Annotated in this window: 14 protein-coding genes; 12 read left to right on the top strand and 2 right to left on the bottom strand. The window is 67.5% G+C overall.

The genetic code is table 11. From position 1 onward, the window contains the following. The 11 genes from gspE to gspN all read left to right on the top strand — a co-directional run. On the top strand, positions 1–1903 hold a 1903-nt coding region (gene gspE, locus QHF83_RS51375; protein ID WP_282425522.1), incomplete at its 5' end, for a type II secretion system ATPase GspE. Positions 1904–1916: 13 nt separating this feature from the next. Further along, the gene (gene gspF / locus QHF83_RS51370; protein WP_282425521.1) at positions 1917–3143 is read left to right on the top strand and encodes a type II secretion system inner membrane protein GspF; all 1227 of its coding nucleotides are present in this window, start codon (positions 1917–1919) and stop codon (positions 3141–3143) included. 15 nt (positions 3144–3158) lie between these two features. Further along, the gene (locus tag QHF83_RS51365) at positions 3159–3572 is read left to right on the top strand and encodes a type II secretion system protein GspG (protein ID WP_282425520.1); all 414 of its coding nucleotides are present in this window, start codon (positions 3159–3161) and stop codon (positions 3570–3572) included. Positions 3573–3579: 7 nt separating this feature from the next. After that, the gene (locus QHF83_RS51360) at positions 3580–4014 is read left to right on the top strand and encodes a type II secretion system protein (protein ID WP_282425519.1); all 435 of its coding nucleotides are present in this window, start codon (positions 3580–3582) and stop codon (positions 4012–4014) included. A gap of 14 nt (positions 4015–4028) precedes the next feature. Next, entirely contained in the window at positions 4029–4778 is a 750-nt protein-coding gene (locus tag QHF83_RS51355; protein WP_348980542.1) for a prepilin-type N-terminal cleavage/methylation domain-containing protein, read from the top strand. 20 nt (positions 4779–4798) lie between these two features. Then, positions 4799–5632 (top strand): prepilin-type N-terminal cleavage/methylation domain-containing protein, encoded by an 834-nt coding sequence (locus QHF83_RS51350; protein ID WP_282425517.1) that lies wholly within the window; start codon positions 4799–4801, stop codon positions 5630–5632. After that, positions 5629–6330 carry a type II secretion system protein GspJ gene (locus QHF83_RS51345; RefSeq protein ID WP_282425516.1) on the top strand — a complete coding sequence of 234 codons (702 nt, stop codon included), beginning with the start codon at positions 5629–5631 and terminating at the stop codon, positions 6328–6330. Before QHF83_RS51350 ends, QHF83_RS51345 begins: the two co-directional genes overlap by 4 nt. A 3-nt stretch (positions 6331–6333) precedes the next feature. Then, the gene (locus tag QHF83_RS51340; RefSeq protein WP_282425515.1) at positions 6334–7785 is read left to right on the top strand and encodes a type II secretion system protein GspK; all 1452 of its coding nucleotides are present in this window, start codon (positions 6334–6336) and stop codon (positions 7783–7785) included. A gap of 21 nt (positions 7786–7806) precedes the next feature. After that, positions 7807–9333, top strand: coding sequence for a pilus assembly protein PilM (gene pilM / locus QHF83_RS51335; protein ID WP_282425514.1), 1527 nt, complete (start codon positions 7807–7809; stop codon positions 9331–9333). Continuing rightward, complete coding sequence (locus QHF83_RS51330; RefSeq protein ID WP_282425513.1) at positions 9330–9929, top strand: hypothetical protein; 600 nt, start codon at positions 9330–9332, stop codon at positions 9927–9929. Before pilM ends, QHF83_RS51330 begins: the two co-directional genes overlap by 4 nt. After that, positions 9926–11233 carry a type II secretion system protein GspN gene (gene gspN, locus QHF83_RS51325; RefSeq protein ID WP_282425512.1) on the top strand — a complete coding sequence of 436 codons (1308 nt, stop codon included), beginning with the start codon at positions 9926–9928 and terminating at the stop codon, positions 11231–11233. The genes QHF83_RS51330 and gspN overlap by 4 nt, the downstream gene beginning before the upstream one ends. Positions 11234–11291: 58 nt before the next feature. Here the strand turns inward: gspN and QHF83_RS51320 are convergent, their stop codons facing one another. Next, positions 11292–11861, bottom strand: a complete 570-nt coding sequence (locus tag QHF83_RS51320; protein ID WP_282425511.1) for a cytochrome c maturation protein CcmE — start codon at positions 11859–11861, stop codon at positions 11292–11294. 122 nt (positions 11862–11983) lie between these two features. Then, positions 11984–12673 carry a hypothetical protein gene (locus QHF83_RS51315; protein WP_282425510.1) on the bottom strand — a complete coding sequence of 230 codons (690 nt, stop codon included), beginning with the start codon at positions 12671–12673 and terminating at the stop codon, positions 11984–11986. Positions 12674–13125: 452 nt separating this feature from the next. Here QHF83_RS51315 and QHF83_RS51310 point away from each other — a divergent pair. After that, positions 13126–13947: hypothetical protein (locus tag QHF83_RS51310; RefSeq protein WP_282425509.1), on the top strand; the 822-nt coding region annotated here is incomplete at its 3' end.

The following is a 13947-nucleotide window of genomic DNA, read 5'->3' as shown; positions in this document are numbered from 1 at the left end:
GCATGCAGACCGCGACGCCGCCCCCGGCGACGGGCGGCGGTGCCCCGGCTGCGCCCACCCCGCGCCGCCGCCCGGCCGGCGCGCCTGCCCCGAGGCCCGTGGAGCGCGTGGAATGAGCATGAACCAGGTTGCCCGAGAAGAATACGTCGGCGAGATCCTGGTCCGCCACGGCGTGGTCGACGCGCAGAAGCTCGCGCCGCTCTTCGAGACCGTACGCGAGCGCGGCCAGCCGCTCATGGACCTCATCGTCTCCTCGAACCTCGCGGACGAGGACAAGATCGCGCGCGCGCTCGCGAACGAGATGGGCCTCGATTACGTGCCGAAGATCGACGTCGACCAGATCAAATTCGACGTCGCCTCGCGCCTGCCCATCACGTATGCGAAGCAGCGCTTCATCCTGCCCATCTTCGAGGACGACACCTCCGTGCACGCGGTCGTCGCCGATCCGCTCGACACGCTGGCGGTCGACGACGTCCGCGCGATCTTCGCGAAGCCCGTGGAGATCTCGGTCGCGACGAGCAAACACGTCCTCGATGCGATCAACCGCATCTGGGAGAAGCGCGACGCGGGTCAATCGAACCTCGAAGGCGACAAGCACGAGGAAGAAGACAACCTCGTCGACATCATCGACTCGGACGACGACGCGCCGATCATCGCCTGGGTGAACAGCCTCTTCGCGCAGGCCGTTCGCGAGCGCGCGAGCGACATCCACATCGAGCCCGAAGAGCGCGACGTCGTCGTGCGGTATCGCATCGACGGCGAGCTCTACGTGGCGCGCCGCGCCTCGAAGCAGTTCATGGCGCCGATCATCGCTCGCGTGAAGATCATGGCGAGCCTCAACATCGCCGAGAAGCGCCTCCCGCAGGACGGCCGCATCACGCTGAAGATCGCGGGCAAGAGCGTCGACATCCGCGTCTCCACGGTCCCCACGAGCCGCGGCTTCGAGCGCATCGTCATGCGCCTCTTGCACAAGACGAGCATCCTCCTCGGCCTCGACGATCTCGGCTTCGCCCCGCGCGAGTACGGGATCATGGATCACCTCATCAATCGGCCCGACGGCATCATCCTCGTCACGGGCCCGACCGGCAGCGGCAAGACGACGACGCTTTATGCGTGTCTGAACCGCATCAACGATCCGAGCCGCAACATCCTCACGGCCGAGGATCCGGTCGAGTACGAGATCGGCGGCATTCACCAGGTCCACGTCCACCCCTCGATTGGCCTCACGTTCGCGAGCGCGCTCCGCGCCTTCTTGCGCCAGGATCCGGACGTCATCATGGTCGGCGAGATCCGCGACAAGGAGACCGCCGAGATCGCGATTCACGCCTCGCTCACGGGTCACCTCGTGCTCTCGACGCTCCACACGAACGACTCGGCCGCGGCCGTCACGCGCCTCGTCGAGATGGAGATCGAGCCGTTCCTCGTGCGCTCCAGCGTCATCGGCATCCTCGCGCAGCGCCTCGTGCGCATGCTCTGCCAGCAATGCAAGGTCCCGTATCAGCCGACGGCCTACGAGCTCAAGCAGCTCGGCCTCGACCCGGAGCGCCTCGCGTGGAAGGCGAAGCGCATCCCGTCGCAGCGTTATTCGGTGCACGGGCTCGAATACGAATACGTCGGGCAGAAAATGGGCAGCTCGCCGGTTTTCTTCAAGCCGGGCGGCTGCGACGCCTGCTTGCAGAAGGGATTCGTGGGGAGGCGTGGCATCTACGAGCTGCTCGTCATCGACGACGCGATCGGCCCGCTCATCCTCAAGAACGCCGACGCGCAGACGGTCAAGCGCGTCGCGATCTCGCAAGGAATGGACACCATGCGCGACGACGGCGCGCGCAAGGTCCTCAGGGGTATGACGACGGTCGAGGAAGTGCTCGCCGCGACCCAAGAAGACATCATCGTGGACGAATAGGGAGGAGCGGGCCGTGGCCGTCTTCGAATACAGAGGCATCCTCGTCGCCACCGGAAAGCAGGTGAAGGGTGTGCGCGACGCGGAGAACGCGAAGGCGCTCCGCGTCCTCTTGCGCAAGGACGGCATCCTTCTCACGACGGCCGCGGAGGAGAAGGCCGCCGCGGCGAAAACCAAGAAATCGATCAACCTCCTCGCCTTCACGCAGCGCCCGTCCACGAACGACGTCGCCGTCGTCACGCGCCAGCTCGCCACCCTGCTCAAGGCGGGCATTCCGCTCTTCGAATCGCTCACGGCCCTCATCGATCAGGTCGAGAAAGAGGCGCTCAAGCGCGCGCTCACGCAGGTCCGCGAGCAGATCCGCGAGGGCACGAGCTTCGCCAAGGCGCTCGAGCAGCACCCCTCGATCTTCCCGCCGCTCTACGTGAACATGGTCCGCGCCGGCGAAGCGTCGGGCATGCTCCAGCAGGTCCTCGAGCGCGTCACCGCGTTCCTCGAGTCCCAGGCAAAGCTCACGTCGAAGGTCAGCTCGGCGATGGCTTATCCCATCCTGATGGCGATCCTCGGCGTCTCGCTCGTCTCGGTCCTCATGGTCGCGGTCGTGCCGAACGTGACGTCGATCTTCGCCTCCATGGATCAGGCATTGCCCTGGTACACGGCGGCGCTCATCGGCACGTCCGACTTTTTGAGCAGCTACTGGTGGATCGTCCTCGGCCTTCTCGCGGGCGGCATCTGGGGCTTCCGTCGCTGGAAGCGCACGCCGGCCGGCCGGCTGAAATGGCACGGCTTTCTGCTCAAGGCGCCCATCGTCGGCAAGCTCGTGCAGATGATCGCCATCGCGCGCTTCTCGCGCACGCTCGCCACGCTGCTCGGCGCCGGCGTCGCGCTGCTCGGCGCGATGGACATCGTGAAGAACGTCCTCGGCAACGCCGTCCTCGAGAAGGTCATCTCCGACGCGATCAGCTCGATCCGTGAGGGCCAGAGCATCGCCGAACCTTTGAAGCGCAGCGGCCAGTTCCCGCCGATCGTCACGCACATGATCACGATCGGCGAGAAGAGCGGTCAGCTCGAAGAGATGCTGGAGAACGTTTCGAACGCGTACGATCTGGAGGTCGAGACCCGCGTCACGATGCTGACGAGCCTGCTCGAACCCCTCATGATCGTGTTCATGGGCGGCGCGGTCGGGTTCATCGCGTTCTCGATCCTCATGCCGCTCATCCAGATGTCGAGCTTTGCAGGCTAGAGGGAGAATCCGGGCGTGGCGCGGCGCAGGCAGAGGGAGACGACGATCTGGTTCCCGTGGGAGCGGGGCGGCGGAATCCTGCGCGGCCGCGGCATGGCGCGGGCGAAGCTCGTCGCGCTCGCGCTCGGGATGGCCACGCTCCTGCTCCTGCTCGGCGCGCGCGAGCGGCGGAAGACCGGCGTCCGGTCCACGATGGCCACGATCGGCGTCGTCCGGGCGGGCCTCGATGCGTATCGGGCGGATCACGAGCGAAAGTGCCCCCCGTCGCTCGATGCGCTAAAAGCCGAGGGGTATATCGGGATCGACCCCATCGACGCGTGGGGCAGGCCGCTCCGGCTGGTTTGCCCTGGTCAGAAGGACCCGGAGGGGTACGATCTCACGAGCGACGGGCCGGATGGTGAAATCGGCGGTCTCGACCGCGTGGAGTGAACGGACCATGAAGGTGAAAGCGAATCGAATCCGGAGAGTGAAGCGTGCGGCGTCGCGAGGCGTGACGCTGGTCGAGGTCCTGATCGTGCTCGCGATCATGGCGATCATCGCGGGCGGCGCGACGGCGCTCGTGTTCCCGCGGTTCAAGGAGAGCCAGGTCCGCGGCGCGGTGCTCAGCGCGGGCGTCATCAAGACGGCGGCGCAGCAGTACCTGCACCTCGACAGCGCGACCGGCGCCTGCCCGACGATCAAGGAGCTCGTCGACGGCAAGCACCTCGACAAGGGGAAGACGGACGACCCGTGGGGCACGCAGTTCAAGATTCAATGCGACGGCGACGAGATCACGGTGATCTCGGCGGGCCGCGATCGCAAAGAGAACACGCCCGACGACGTCAAGGACGACTTCAAGGACGCGGACATCAAGCGCGTCGCGGGGCTCTGACGAGGACCCTATCGATGCCGCGCGCCTCCGCTCCTCTCGCGACATGCCACGCTCCCGCGCGATCGCGCGGCCGGCGTGGCATGACGCTGGTGGAGGTCCTGATCACGCTGGCGATCATGACCCTCGTCACGGGAACGGCGGTGGTCGGGTTCGGGACGCTCAAGCGCGCGCGGCTCAGGCAATCGTCGGTGATGATCGCCAGCGCGGTGCGTGTCGCCTATGGGCACGCGAATGCGATCGGAAAACCCGTGCGGCTCGTCTTCGATTTCGAGCAGCGGATGGTGATCCTGGAGGAGGGCGCGGGCCAGCTCTCGGTCGACAAGAAGGACAAGACGGGCGGCGCCGCGGCCGCCACGGACATCGAGCAGAAGGCGATGGAGGAGGCCGAGAAGATCGTGAAGGGGCCTCGCGCGCCGCGGCCCTCGTTCACGCCCACGAAGGCCTTCGGATTCGAGCCGCAGGGCGAAAAGCCGGGCAAGGACCTCGCCGACGGCGTGCGGTTCCTCTCGATCGACACCTCGCATCAGGAGGAGCCGATCGAGGAGGACCGCGCGTATCTTTATTTCTGGCCCGGGGGGCAGACGGAGCGGGCGGCGATCCAGGTCGTGCTCGGCAATCCGGCGGAGGCGGACCCGGAGCGCGACATCATGACGGTGCTCGTTTCGCCGCTGACGGGCAAGACCTCGCTCCAGAAGGGGCGCGTCGAAATGCAGAGGCCGCGCGACGAATCCGAGGAATCGGACGCCCGCGATTCCGGTTTCTGAGGGGTTCGGGGAGGTTCGATATGAAACGGAGAGGATTCACGCTGCTCGAGGTTATGGTCGCCGTCGCGATCCTGGGCCTCGGTCTGACCGCGATCCTCTCGGCGCAGGCGGGCGCATTCTCCGCCTCGTCCCACGCGCGGAACCTGAGCGTCGCCACGTCCCTCGCCCGCTGCAAGATGGGCGAAATCGAGGAAACGCTCTTCCGCGAAGGGTTCCAGGAGCTCGAGGTCATCGAGAGCGGCCCTTGCTGCGAGGGCGACGAGACACCGAACCTCAAGTGCTCGTGGAAGATCGAAAAGCCGCAGTTCCCCGAGCCGAAGCTCGGCGAACTGGATCTCGACACCGGCCTCGATCTCACGACGCAAAATGGCGGCGCGAATCCCTCGGGCGCGGCGGGCGGGCTCGGCGCGATGGGCGGCCTGCTCGGCCTCGCCGGCGGCGCGACGCCTCCGGCCACGGGTGACCTCGCGGGCGGCGGCCTCGGGGACGTCGCGGGCGCGCTCGGCGGCGCCACGGGCGCGGATGCGCTCGGCGGCATGCTCCAGCTCGTCGGCACCTTCGTGTATCCGGCGCTCAAGATGATCTTCGAGATGAACACCCGCCGCGTCACGGTCACGGCCACGTGGACCGAGGGCAGCCGCGAGCATTCGTTCGACGTCGTGCAATGGGTGACGAACCCGAAGCCGACGCTCATCACGAATGACCAGCTCGACGCCGTCGAGGCCCAGATGAACCCCACGGGCGGCGGCAATCCCACGGGCGGCGGCAATCCCACGGGTGGCGGCAATCCCACGGGCGGCGGCAATCCCACGGGCGGCGGCAATCCTTTCGGCGGAGGAGGCATGCGCCGATGAAGACGCGTCGTCGTGCATCGATTCGTGGCCTCACGCTCCTCGAGGCGATGGTCTCGATCGGCGTCCTCGCCCTCATCGGCTCGCTCATTTATGGCGCGTTCGATGGCATGTCCCGCTCGCGCAAGGGCATCACGGGGATGAACGACCGCTACCACCAGGGCCGCGCCGCCATTCAACGCATGGCGCGCGAGATCCAGGCGGGGTTCGTCTCGAAACACGGCGATTACACGAACAGCTCCACGATGATCTCGCAGCAGGTCCGCAAGACCGGGTTCATCGGCCAGGACGAGGGCACGTTCGATCGCCTCGATTTCACCTCCTTCGCGCACCGTCGCCTCGCCCGCGACGCGCACGAGTCCGATCAATGCGAGATCGGCTATTTCGGCGCGCGGAACGAGGCCGGCACGATGGACCTCGTCCGGCGCGAGGACAAATTCCTCGACATGGACCCGCAGAAGGGCGGCGTCGTGAACGTCCTCGTCGAGGACGTGCAGAGCTTCGACATCCAGTATTTCGACGACACCATCTCCGAATGGGTCGACAGCTGGGACACGACGCAGGTCACGGGCCAGCCGTGGCGCCTTCCCCAGCAGGTCCTCATCACGCTCGTGCTGAATGGCGGTCCCGGCGGCAAGCCGATCGTCCTCCGCTCGCGCGTCTCCCCTGCGATGCAGCTCGCCCTCGATTTCGCGAACTGAGCCATGGACGACAAGGCGCGCGAAAAGGAGGCCAAGCAGCGGCTCAAGCGAAAGCGGGAGCGCCGCGGCGTCGCGCTCCTCATGGTGCTCGGCGCGATCACCGTGCTCACGGTGTTTCTCACCGAATTGCAGCAGGAGACGAGCTCCGAGCTCGCCGCCGCGCTCGCGGATCGGGACGCGCTCAAGGCCGAATACCTGGCGAAGAGCGCCGTGAACCTGTCGCGCTTGCTGATCGCCTCCGAGCCGACGATCCGCACGAGCGTCCCTCTGCCCTTGCCGTTCAAGCAGCTCCCCGTCTGGGAGTTCACCGATATCGCGCTCGGCCCCTTCAACGACGAGACCGGCATGGCCACGTTCGGGGGAATGCTCGGCGTCGATACCTCGCAGAGCAAGGGCCTCGGCCTCACGGGCGGCTCGTTCACGGTGAAGATCGTCGACGAGGATTCGAAGATCAACGTCAACCGGGCCGCGCCGATCCCGGACGTCGATCTCGAACGATTGCTCGTCAGCCACATGCAGGGCCCGCAATACGCGCCGATGTTCGACGGCACGGACCCCGACGGCCAGTATTCGACGATGCAGACGATCTGCGGCGCGATGACCGACTGGGCCGATCAGGACGAGAACCTCTCGACGTGTTACGTCGGCTCGCAGGCCCAGGGCTCCACGGGCGCCGAGGACAACTATTACCAGACGATCGGCCTCGAATATCGCCGCAAGAACGCCGCGTACGACTCGCTCGAGGAGCTGCGCCTCATCCGCGGCGTCGGCGACGACTTCTGGGCGACGTTCGTCGAGCCGAACCCGGACGATCCGAAATCACGCACGCTCACGGTCTGGGGTCAAAAAGCGGTCAACGTGAACACCGCGAACCCGCAGACCCTGCTCGCCGCGGCTTGCTCGGTCTGCTCGGGCGGCGCGGGCGCGACACAATCGAACGCGACGCAGGGCATTCCCCTTTGCACCGACCCGAACATCCAGGCACAGTTCCTCGCCCTCCTCGGCGTCCTCAAGACCTTCCCGATCCCCATTTTCTCGAAGCCCGCCGATTTCCCCAATCTCCTCAAGTCGGGCAACGTCCCCGGGCCGCTCGGCGCGATGCTCGGGCCGATGCTCACGCCGCTGCTCGCGCAGGCGGGCCTGCCGTGCGGGCTCAACGCGGGCGCGAACAAGCAATTCACCGTCACGAGCAAGGTCTTCAGCATTTACGCCGAGGGCGTGGTCCCCGGCCGCAAGCGCACGACGCGCGTGCGCGTCCACGCCGTCGTGGACACGCGCGGCGTCAATCCGCTCACGGGCGGCACGCAAACCGGGTCGACGGCGGGGCAGAATCCGCAGGGCGCGGGCACGACGGGGGGAACGTCCTCCGGCAACACGGGCACGGGGACGGTCGATCCGCTGCAAGCGCTCGCCACGAACCCGCTCGGCAAGATCGTCTATTATCGCATCGAATAAGTTTCCTCGAGAGAGCTCACGATGTCCAAAATCCTCGGTATCGACGTCGGCAAAGCGGTGGTCAGGGCGGCGCTCCTGCGCCTCTCGTACCGCAAGATCACGCTCGAGGCCCTCGGCGAGGCGCCCGTCACCGGCCTCGAAATCGACGCCATCCGCGCCGCCGTGGGCGGCCTCAAGGCCGACGCGATGTCCATCGCGATCTCGGGCGAGCGGACGTTCTTCCGGTCGATCGACCTGCCGACCTCGGCGGTGAAGGAGATCGACAACGTCCTGCCCTTCGAGCTCGAATCCCTGATCCCGTTCGAGATCACGGACGCGGTGTTCGATTATCGCATGGACAAGAACCCGGGCGGCGACACCGTGCCGATCTTCGCGGCCATCGCGCGTATCGAGGACGTCAAGCAGCGCATCGACGTCGTGCGCGAGGCGCTCGGCATGGAGCCCGAGCGCGTCGGCACGGGCGCGCTGCCGCTCGCGAACCTCGCGGGCGTCATGCCCGAGATCGAAAAGCCGTTCGGGAAAGAGGTCCCCGCGGGCGAGGCGGCGCTGCCCGTCGCGATCCTCGACCTTGGCGAGGCCACGAGCGACATCGTGATCCTGCGCGGCGGCGATCCCGTCTTCGCGCGCACGCTCTCGCGCGGCACGCTCGGTTTGCCCGGGAGCGCGCCCGCGCTCTCGCGTGAATTGCGACAAACCCTGGCCGCGTTCCGCGCCTCGGGCGGCGGCCCGCTCGCGGGGATGTACCTCGTCGGCGGCGGCGCGAGCGCGCAGGGCGCGGAGGCGTTTCTCTCGACCGAGCTCGGCATCACGATCCTGCCCTTGCCGAAGCCGCGCCTCGAAGGCGTCACGGCCGAGCAAGAGGCGATGCTCCCGCGCTTCGCGAAGGCCATTGGCCTCGCGATGGGCCTCGCCGGCAAGGCGCGTGGCCTCAACCTGCGCCAGGGTGATCTCGCCGCCGCGCGCAGCTATCCGTTCCTTCGCGAGAAAATCCCGCTCCTCGCGGGCCTCGGCGCCGCGGTGGTCGTGAGCTTCGTCTTCAGCCTGCTCGCGCAGCACCGCAGCCTCACAGCCGAAAAGGAAATGCTGCTCTCGCGGCTCGAGACGGCCACGGGCGACGTCTTCGAAGAGGAGACGAAGGAGCCCGAAAAGGCGCGCGGCATGCTCGACAAGGGCCCCGGCAGCGCCGACGAGGATCCTTTGCCGCGCGCGGATGCATTCGACGTCATGGTCAAACTCTCGGAGGTCGTGCCGAAGGAGATCACGCACGACGTCCTCGAGTTCGACGTGAACCGCGGCCACGTCTCGATTCAAGGCACCGTGCCCTCGATCCCCGACGCGCAGGCGATCGCGGACAAGATGAAGGAGCACAAGTGCTTCAAGGACGTGAAGATCAGCCGCACGGCGCAGTTCAGCGAGGGCAAACAGAAATACGTGCTCGAGCTCGACGTGAAGTGCGAGGACAAGAAAAAGAAGACGACGAAACCCTCGGGCACCGCTGACGCGGCGGATACGTCCTCGCCCGCGGCCGGCAAGGAGGAAGGCAAGTGACCTTCGCGGAGCGCCTGGAGAAACTCGAGCCGCGCGAGCGCAAGCTGCTCGGCGTCCTCGTCGGCATCATGGCGGCGCTCGTCGTGCTCGCCATGCCGATCTACGCCTGGAGCGCGGTGAGCTCGTCGCGCACCGAGAACGACGAGATCCGCGCCCTCATCGACGAGGTCTACAAAGCGCGCCTCTCGGTCGCCGAGCGCAAGGCGAAGCAAGACGCCTTGCTCGCGCGGTACGGCCGCCCCGCCCCCGCGCTCGCCGGCTTCATCGAGGACGCCGCGAAGCAGAACGGGATCACGATCGCGGACGCGCAGGACAAACCCGAGGTCCCGCACGGGAAGAAGTACACCGAGCGGCTCACCGTGGTGAAGATGCACAAGGTGGGGATGCTGGCGCTCGTGAAGACGATCGAGAAAATCGAGCAATCGGGCCACGCCGTCGCGGTGACGCGCCTCAACATCCGCCCGCGCGCCGGTGAACCGGACTCGTACGAGGTGGAGCTCGGCGTGAGCGCCTACGACAGAAAGCCCGACGCGAAAGAAAAAGACAAGGACAAGGGCGAGCCGAAGGATACGGCCGAGGAGGAAAAGACCCCGTGAAGGCTCGTCTCCTGCGTATCGCGAAACTCCTGGCCTACCCGGCGCTTTATTGCTTCTGCCTCGGGCTCTTCTTTTATGTGGCCTTCCCCTGGGATCGCCTGAAAGACCGCCTCGTCGCCGAGTTCCAGGCCGCGCAAAAAGGCAAGAACGCGGGGCAGCGGCTCGAGATCGACGAGCTCGATTCGTACTGGTTCACGGGCGTCGAGGCGACGGGCGTGCGGCTCTACCTGCCCCCGAGCGACGACGCGTCGCCTTCCGCGGCGGGGCCCTTCGGCAGCGGGGCCGACAAGGACAAACCCGCGCCGAAGGAGAGCGTGATCGAGATCGACGAGGTGGAGGCGCGGCTGCAGATCCTGCCGCTCTTCCTCGGCCGCGTGCGCATCAAGTTCTGGGCCCGCGCCTTCGAGGGCGAGCTCAAGGGCACGGTGCCCGTCGGCGGTTCGAGCGGGCCGATGGAGGTCGAGCTCGAAGGCGTGAACCTCGGGAAGGTCGACGTGATCAAGGACTTCCTCGGCGTGCCCGTGAAAGGCGTCGCGAAGGGGACGTTCGAGCTCGCCGCCGAAGGCGGGAAGTTCAGCAAGGCGAACGGCGCGCTCGACCTGACGATCGCCGACATGGCCGTCGGCGATGGCAAGTCGAAGATCAAAGGCCAGATCGCGCTGCCCGAGGCGAAGCTCGGCGATCTCGTGATCGCGGCCGAGGCGAAAGAAGGCGTCCTCAAGGTCACGAAGCTCGAAGCGAACGGGTCCGACCTCGAGTTCGCCGGCGACGGGAAGGTGAACGTGCGCGAGCCGTGGAACAACTCGACGGCCGATCTCTACGTGCGCTTCAAGTTCACCGACGCCTACCGCAACAAGAGCGATCTGACGAAGTCCTTGCTCGGCGCGCCGGGCTCGAGCGCGCCGTCGCTGTTCGAGCTGGCCGATCCGAAGATCAAGAAGTCCAAACGGCAAGACGGGTTCTACGGCTGGCACGCGCACGGCGCGCTGTCGCGGATGAGGTTCGATCCCCACTCGACCGACGGTCCGGCCGCAGGTCGTGGCCGCGGCAAGGGCGACTCGCCGTTCCCGTCGAAGAAGCCCGCGCTGCCCGTGGGCACGTCGACGGCGAAGGAGAAGAACGACGAGGAGCCCGCCCGCGCGCCCGCCACCGCCGAGCCGAAGGCCGTGGAGCCGCCGCGCGAGGCGCCCCCGCCGCCGGAGCCCGCCGACAAACCCGCCCCGAGCGAGCCCTCGCCCGCGATGCCCCCCGAAGAGATGCCCCCGGCCCCCGCGCCGCGGAGGGGCCAAGCCGAACCCGAATGAAATGAAAAACGCCGGGCCCCTTCTGGAGCCCGGCGTTTTCGCGTGGAGCCGATCCCGATCAGTTGATCGGCATGCCCTGCCCCTCGCCCTGCTTCATCTCGTGGGTCTTGGGATCGTACTTCGAGGTGCACTTCGCCATGACGAGCGTGGCCTCGAAATTGGTCGCCGACTTGAGCGAGCCCTCGACCGTGACCTGCACGCCGCCCGCGGGTACGTCGCGGAACGTGTCGGGAATGACGCACTGCGAATACCGGACGGGCAAGGTCTGCTTGCCGTCCTTGCCATGAATGGTGAAGCGATACTCGCAGGGCTTGTCGCGCTTCTCGAGGGTGCCCGGCACGAGCTCGCCCTCGACGCGGACCTTGCGGCCCATCAGTTTGTCCTGCTGCGCGAGGAGCTGATCGACGGGCGTCGCGTAAATGGCCGCTTCCTTGAAGCCGAACATGAAGAGGCCGACGAGCCCGCCGCCCATGACGAGCAGCGTGATCAAGAGGCCCATGCTGCTGTTCTTCGGTCGAGCCTTCTCGGCGGGCTGAGGCACCGTGAGCGGAGGCATCGCCGCCGGCCCATCGTCATCCCGTCCAATCCCGGCCGCCTGCGCGAGCTCCTCGTCCAGCTTCTTGCTCATGACGAGCTCAGGGTAGCGAACGTTTTCGGGCAGGTCGAGGGCCAGAAAAGGAAAGCAGGGTGGGGGGAGGTCGTTCCCAACCCCCCCACCCTGCCCTGCTCGATCCGGAGCGGAGGGCCGGTTCAGCGGTTCTGGGGCTGGCCGCCCTCACCGCTCTGAACCCCCTCCTGGCCCCACTGGCGCACGAAGCCACGCGCCTGGTTACGCAGGGTGGGGACGCCGCTCGTGTCCTGGGCGAGCAGGAGGATCCGGATCTCGTTGCCCTGCTCGATGACGCCCGAGCGACCCGCGGTCTGGCCGAGGTCGAAGAGGGCGCAACGCTCCGACGCGCTCGTGGGCCGCGCCGCGCGTTGCTCGCCGGCCGGCGGGCTCATCGTGTACGCGATGTGGAGCGCATCGCCGCGCAGGGTGGAGAGGTCCACGCCCGACTTCGGGGTCGCGATGATCGCGACGCCGCCCTCGATGTCCTCGACGCGGAGGTTCGAGTGCTGGACGAACGAGGAGCACATCGCCTGCTCGCTCATCATGCCCATGCCCGCATGCGCGCCCTGGTCCTGGCCCCACTGCCCCGCCTGACCCTGCGCCTGGCCCTGGCCCGCCTGGCCCTGGCCCGCCTGGCCCTGGCCCCACTGCCCCGCCTGGCCCTGGCCATACGGGCCTGCCTGGCCCTGATCCGCGGGGAGCGCGGATTCGAAGGCCGGCGTCGAACGCTGCTGCGCACTCTGCGCGGGTTTCTCGCCGCGCCCGCATCCCACACCGAGGGTCATGAGGGCCGCGGCACCGAGCATCGTGAGCTGCATGGTCTTCGTCATCGAAAAGTCCTCCTGAGAGGTAGAGGCTTCGCCTCCGAACGCGGAAGGGCCCCGAAAGAAAGCCCCTCGTGATCCGGAAAAGCCCCCTGCCGCTGCTCGGGCATTGCAGCCGACGTGCCCCCGAGCACGTGCGGCGCGGACACCTCACGACCGGCAGGGCGTGCACGCGGCCGCCGTCCAGGGTCGCGACGCGCCGGTGCTGCTCTTCCTGCACGCCCGGCAAACTCCGCGTTAAGGTGGGCGCGATCGTGGCGCGCCTCCCCCTCTCTTTCCCTGTGCAAAAAGGCCCGAGTCTCCTCTTGCTCTGGCTGCTCGTCGGAAGCTCCGCTTGCTCGGGCGCGAGCGTACGTGACACGCACCAGCCGAGCGGACGCGGGCAAACGAGCGGGCGGCAGGCGCCGGTGGCGGAGGCGGGGAAGCCGAGCCCGGCGGGTGGAGAGCAGGTGACGCGCTTGCCGCTCGGCGCGGCGGAGGAGGCGGGCTTGCCGATGTCGGTGGAGCCGGTCTTCGGGGAGGCGGCGGCGCTTCTGGTGTCGCAGGCGGCGGGCGAGCCCGAGGGGTATGTGCGGTGGGTGGAGGAATCGGGGCGGATGGGGCCGATCGTGCGGCTCGTCGATGAGAACGTGGTGCTGGCTTTCACGCGGAGCGACGGGAAGCGGGCGCTCGTGACGTCGGTGGGCGGGGATCGGTTGTGTTTGTCGGTGTTCGATCGGGCGTCGGAGGTGGCGGAGATCCGAGGGTGTGAGCGGGTGGGGGACGTGAAAGCGGTTGCGGTGAGCGGGGAGCGGGTGGCGCTGATTTCGGTGGAGGTGGTGGGGAGTTCGGGGTCGGGAGAGCGGCGCGGGGAGGCTTCTTTTTTGGGGGCGGGGGCGGTTCCCCCGAACTCGGGGCCTGCGGCCCCTCAAACAACAGGACCCACCACCCCCGCCCCCAAAAAAGAAGCCTCCCCGCGCCTCGTCCAGAATCGCAAAACGCCGGCGGTGGTGAAGAAAGGGGGAAAGGGAGGGACGAAGAAGGCCGGGAAGAAAAAAGAGGTGGTGAAGAAGGCTCTGCCGAAGCCGACGGTGGAGGTGACGGTGCGTTGGGTGTCGCGGGATGGGGTTTTCGAGGGGGAGGCGAAGGCGACGGGGTTACGGTTCGTCCCGCCGCTGGAGGGGATGGGGGTGGTGGATGCGCGGGGGTCGGCGCGGGGGGTGGAGATCGTTTGGTATGAGAGTGCCAAGCCGTCGGCGGGGAAGAAGGCGACGGGGATGGGGTGGGCCGCGATTGGTGGG

The organism is Polyangium sp. 15x6 (assembly GCF_029960785.1).
GTDB lineage: Bacteria > Myxococcota_A > Polyangia > Polyangiales > Polyangiaceae > Polyangium.
The sequence above is the reverse complement of the archived record's forward strand: the minus strand, read 5'-3'. Positions and strand labels throughout refer to the sequence as shown.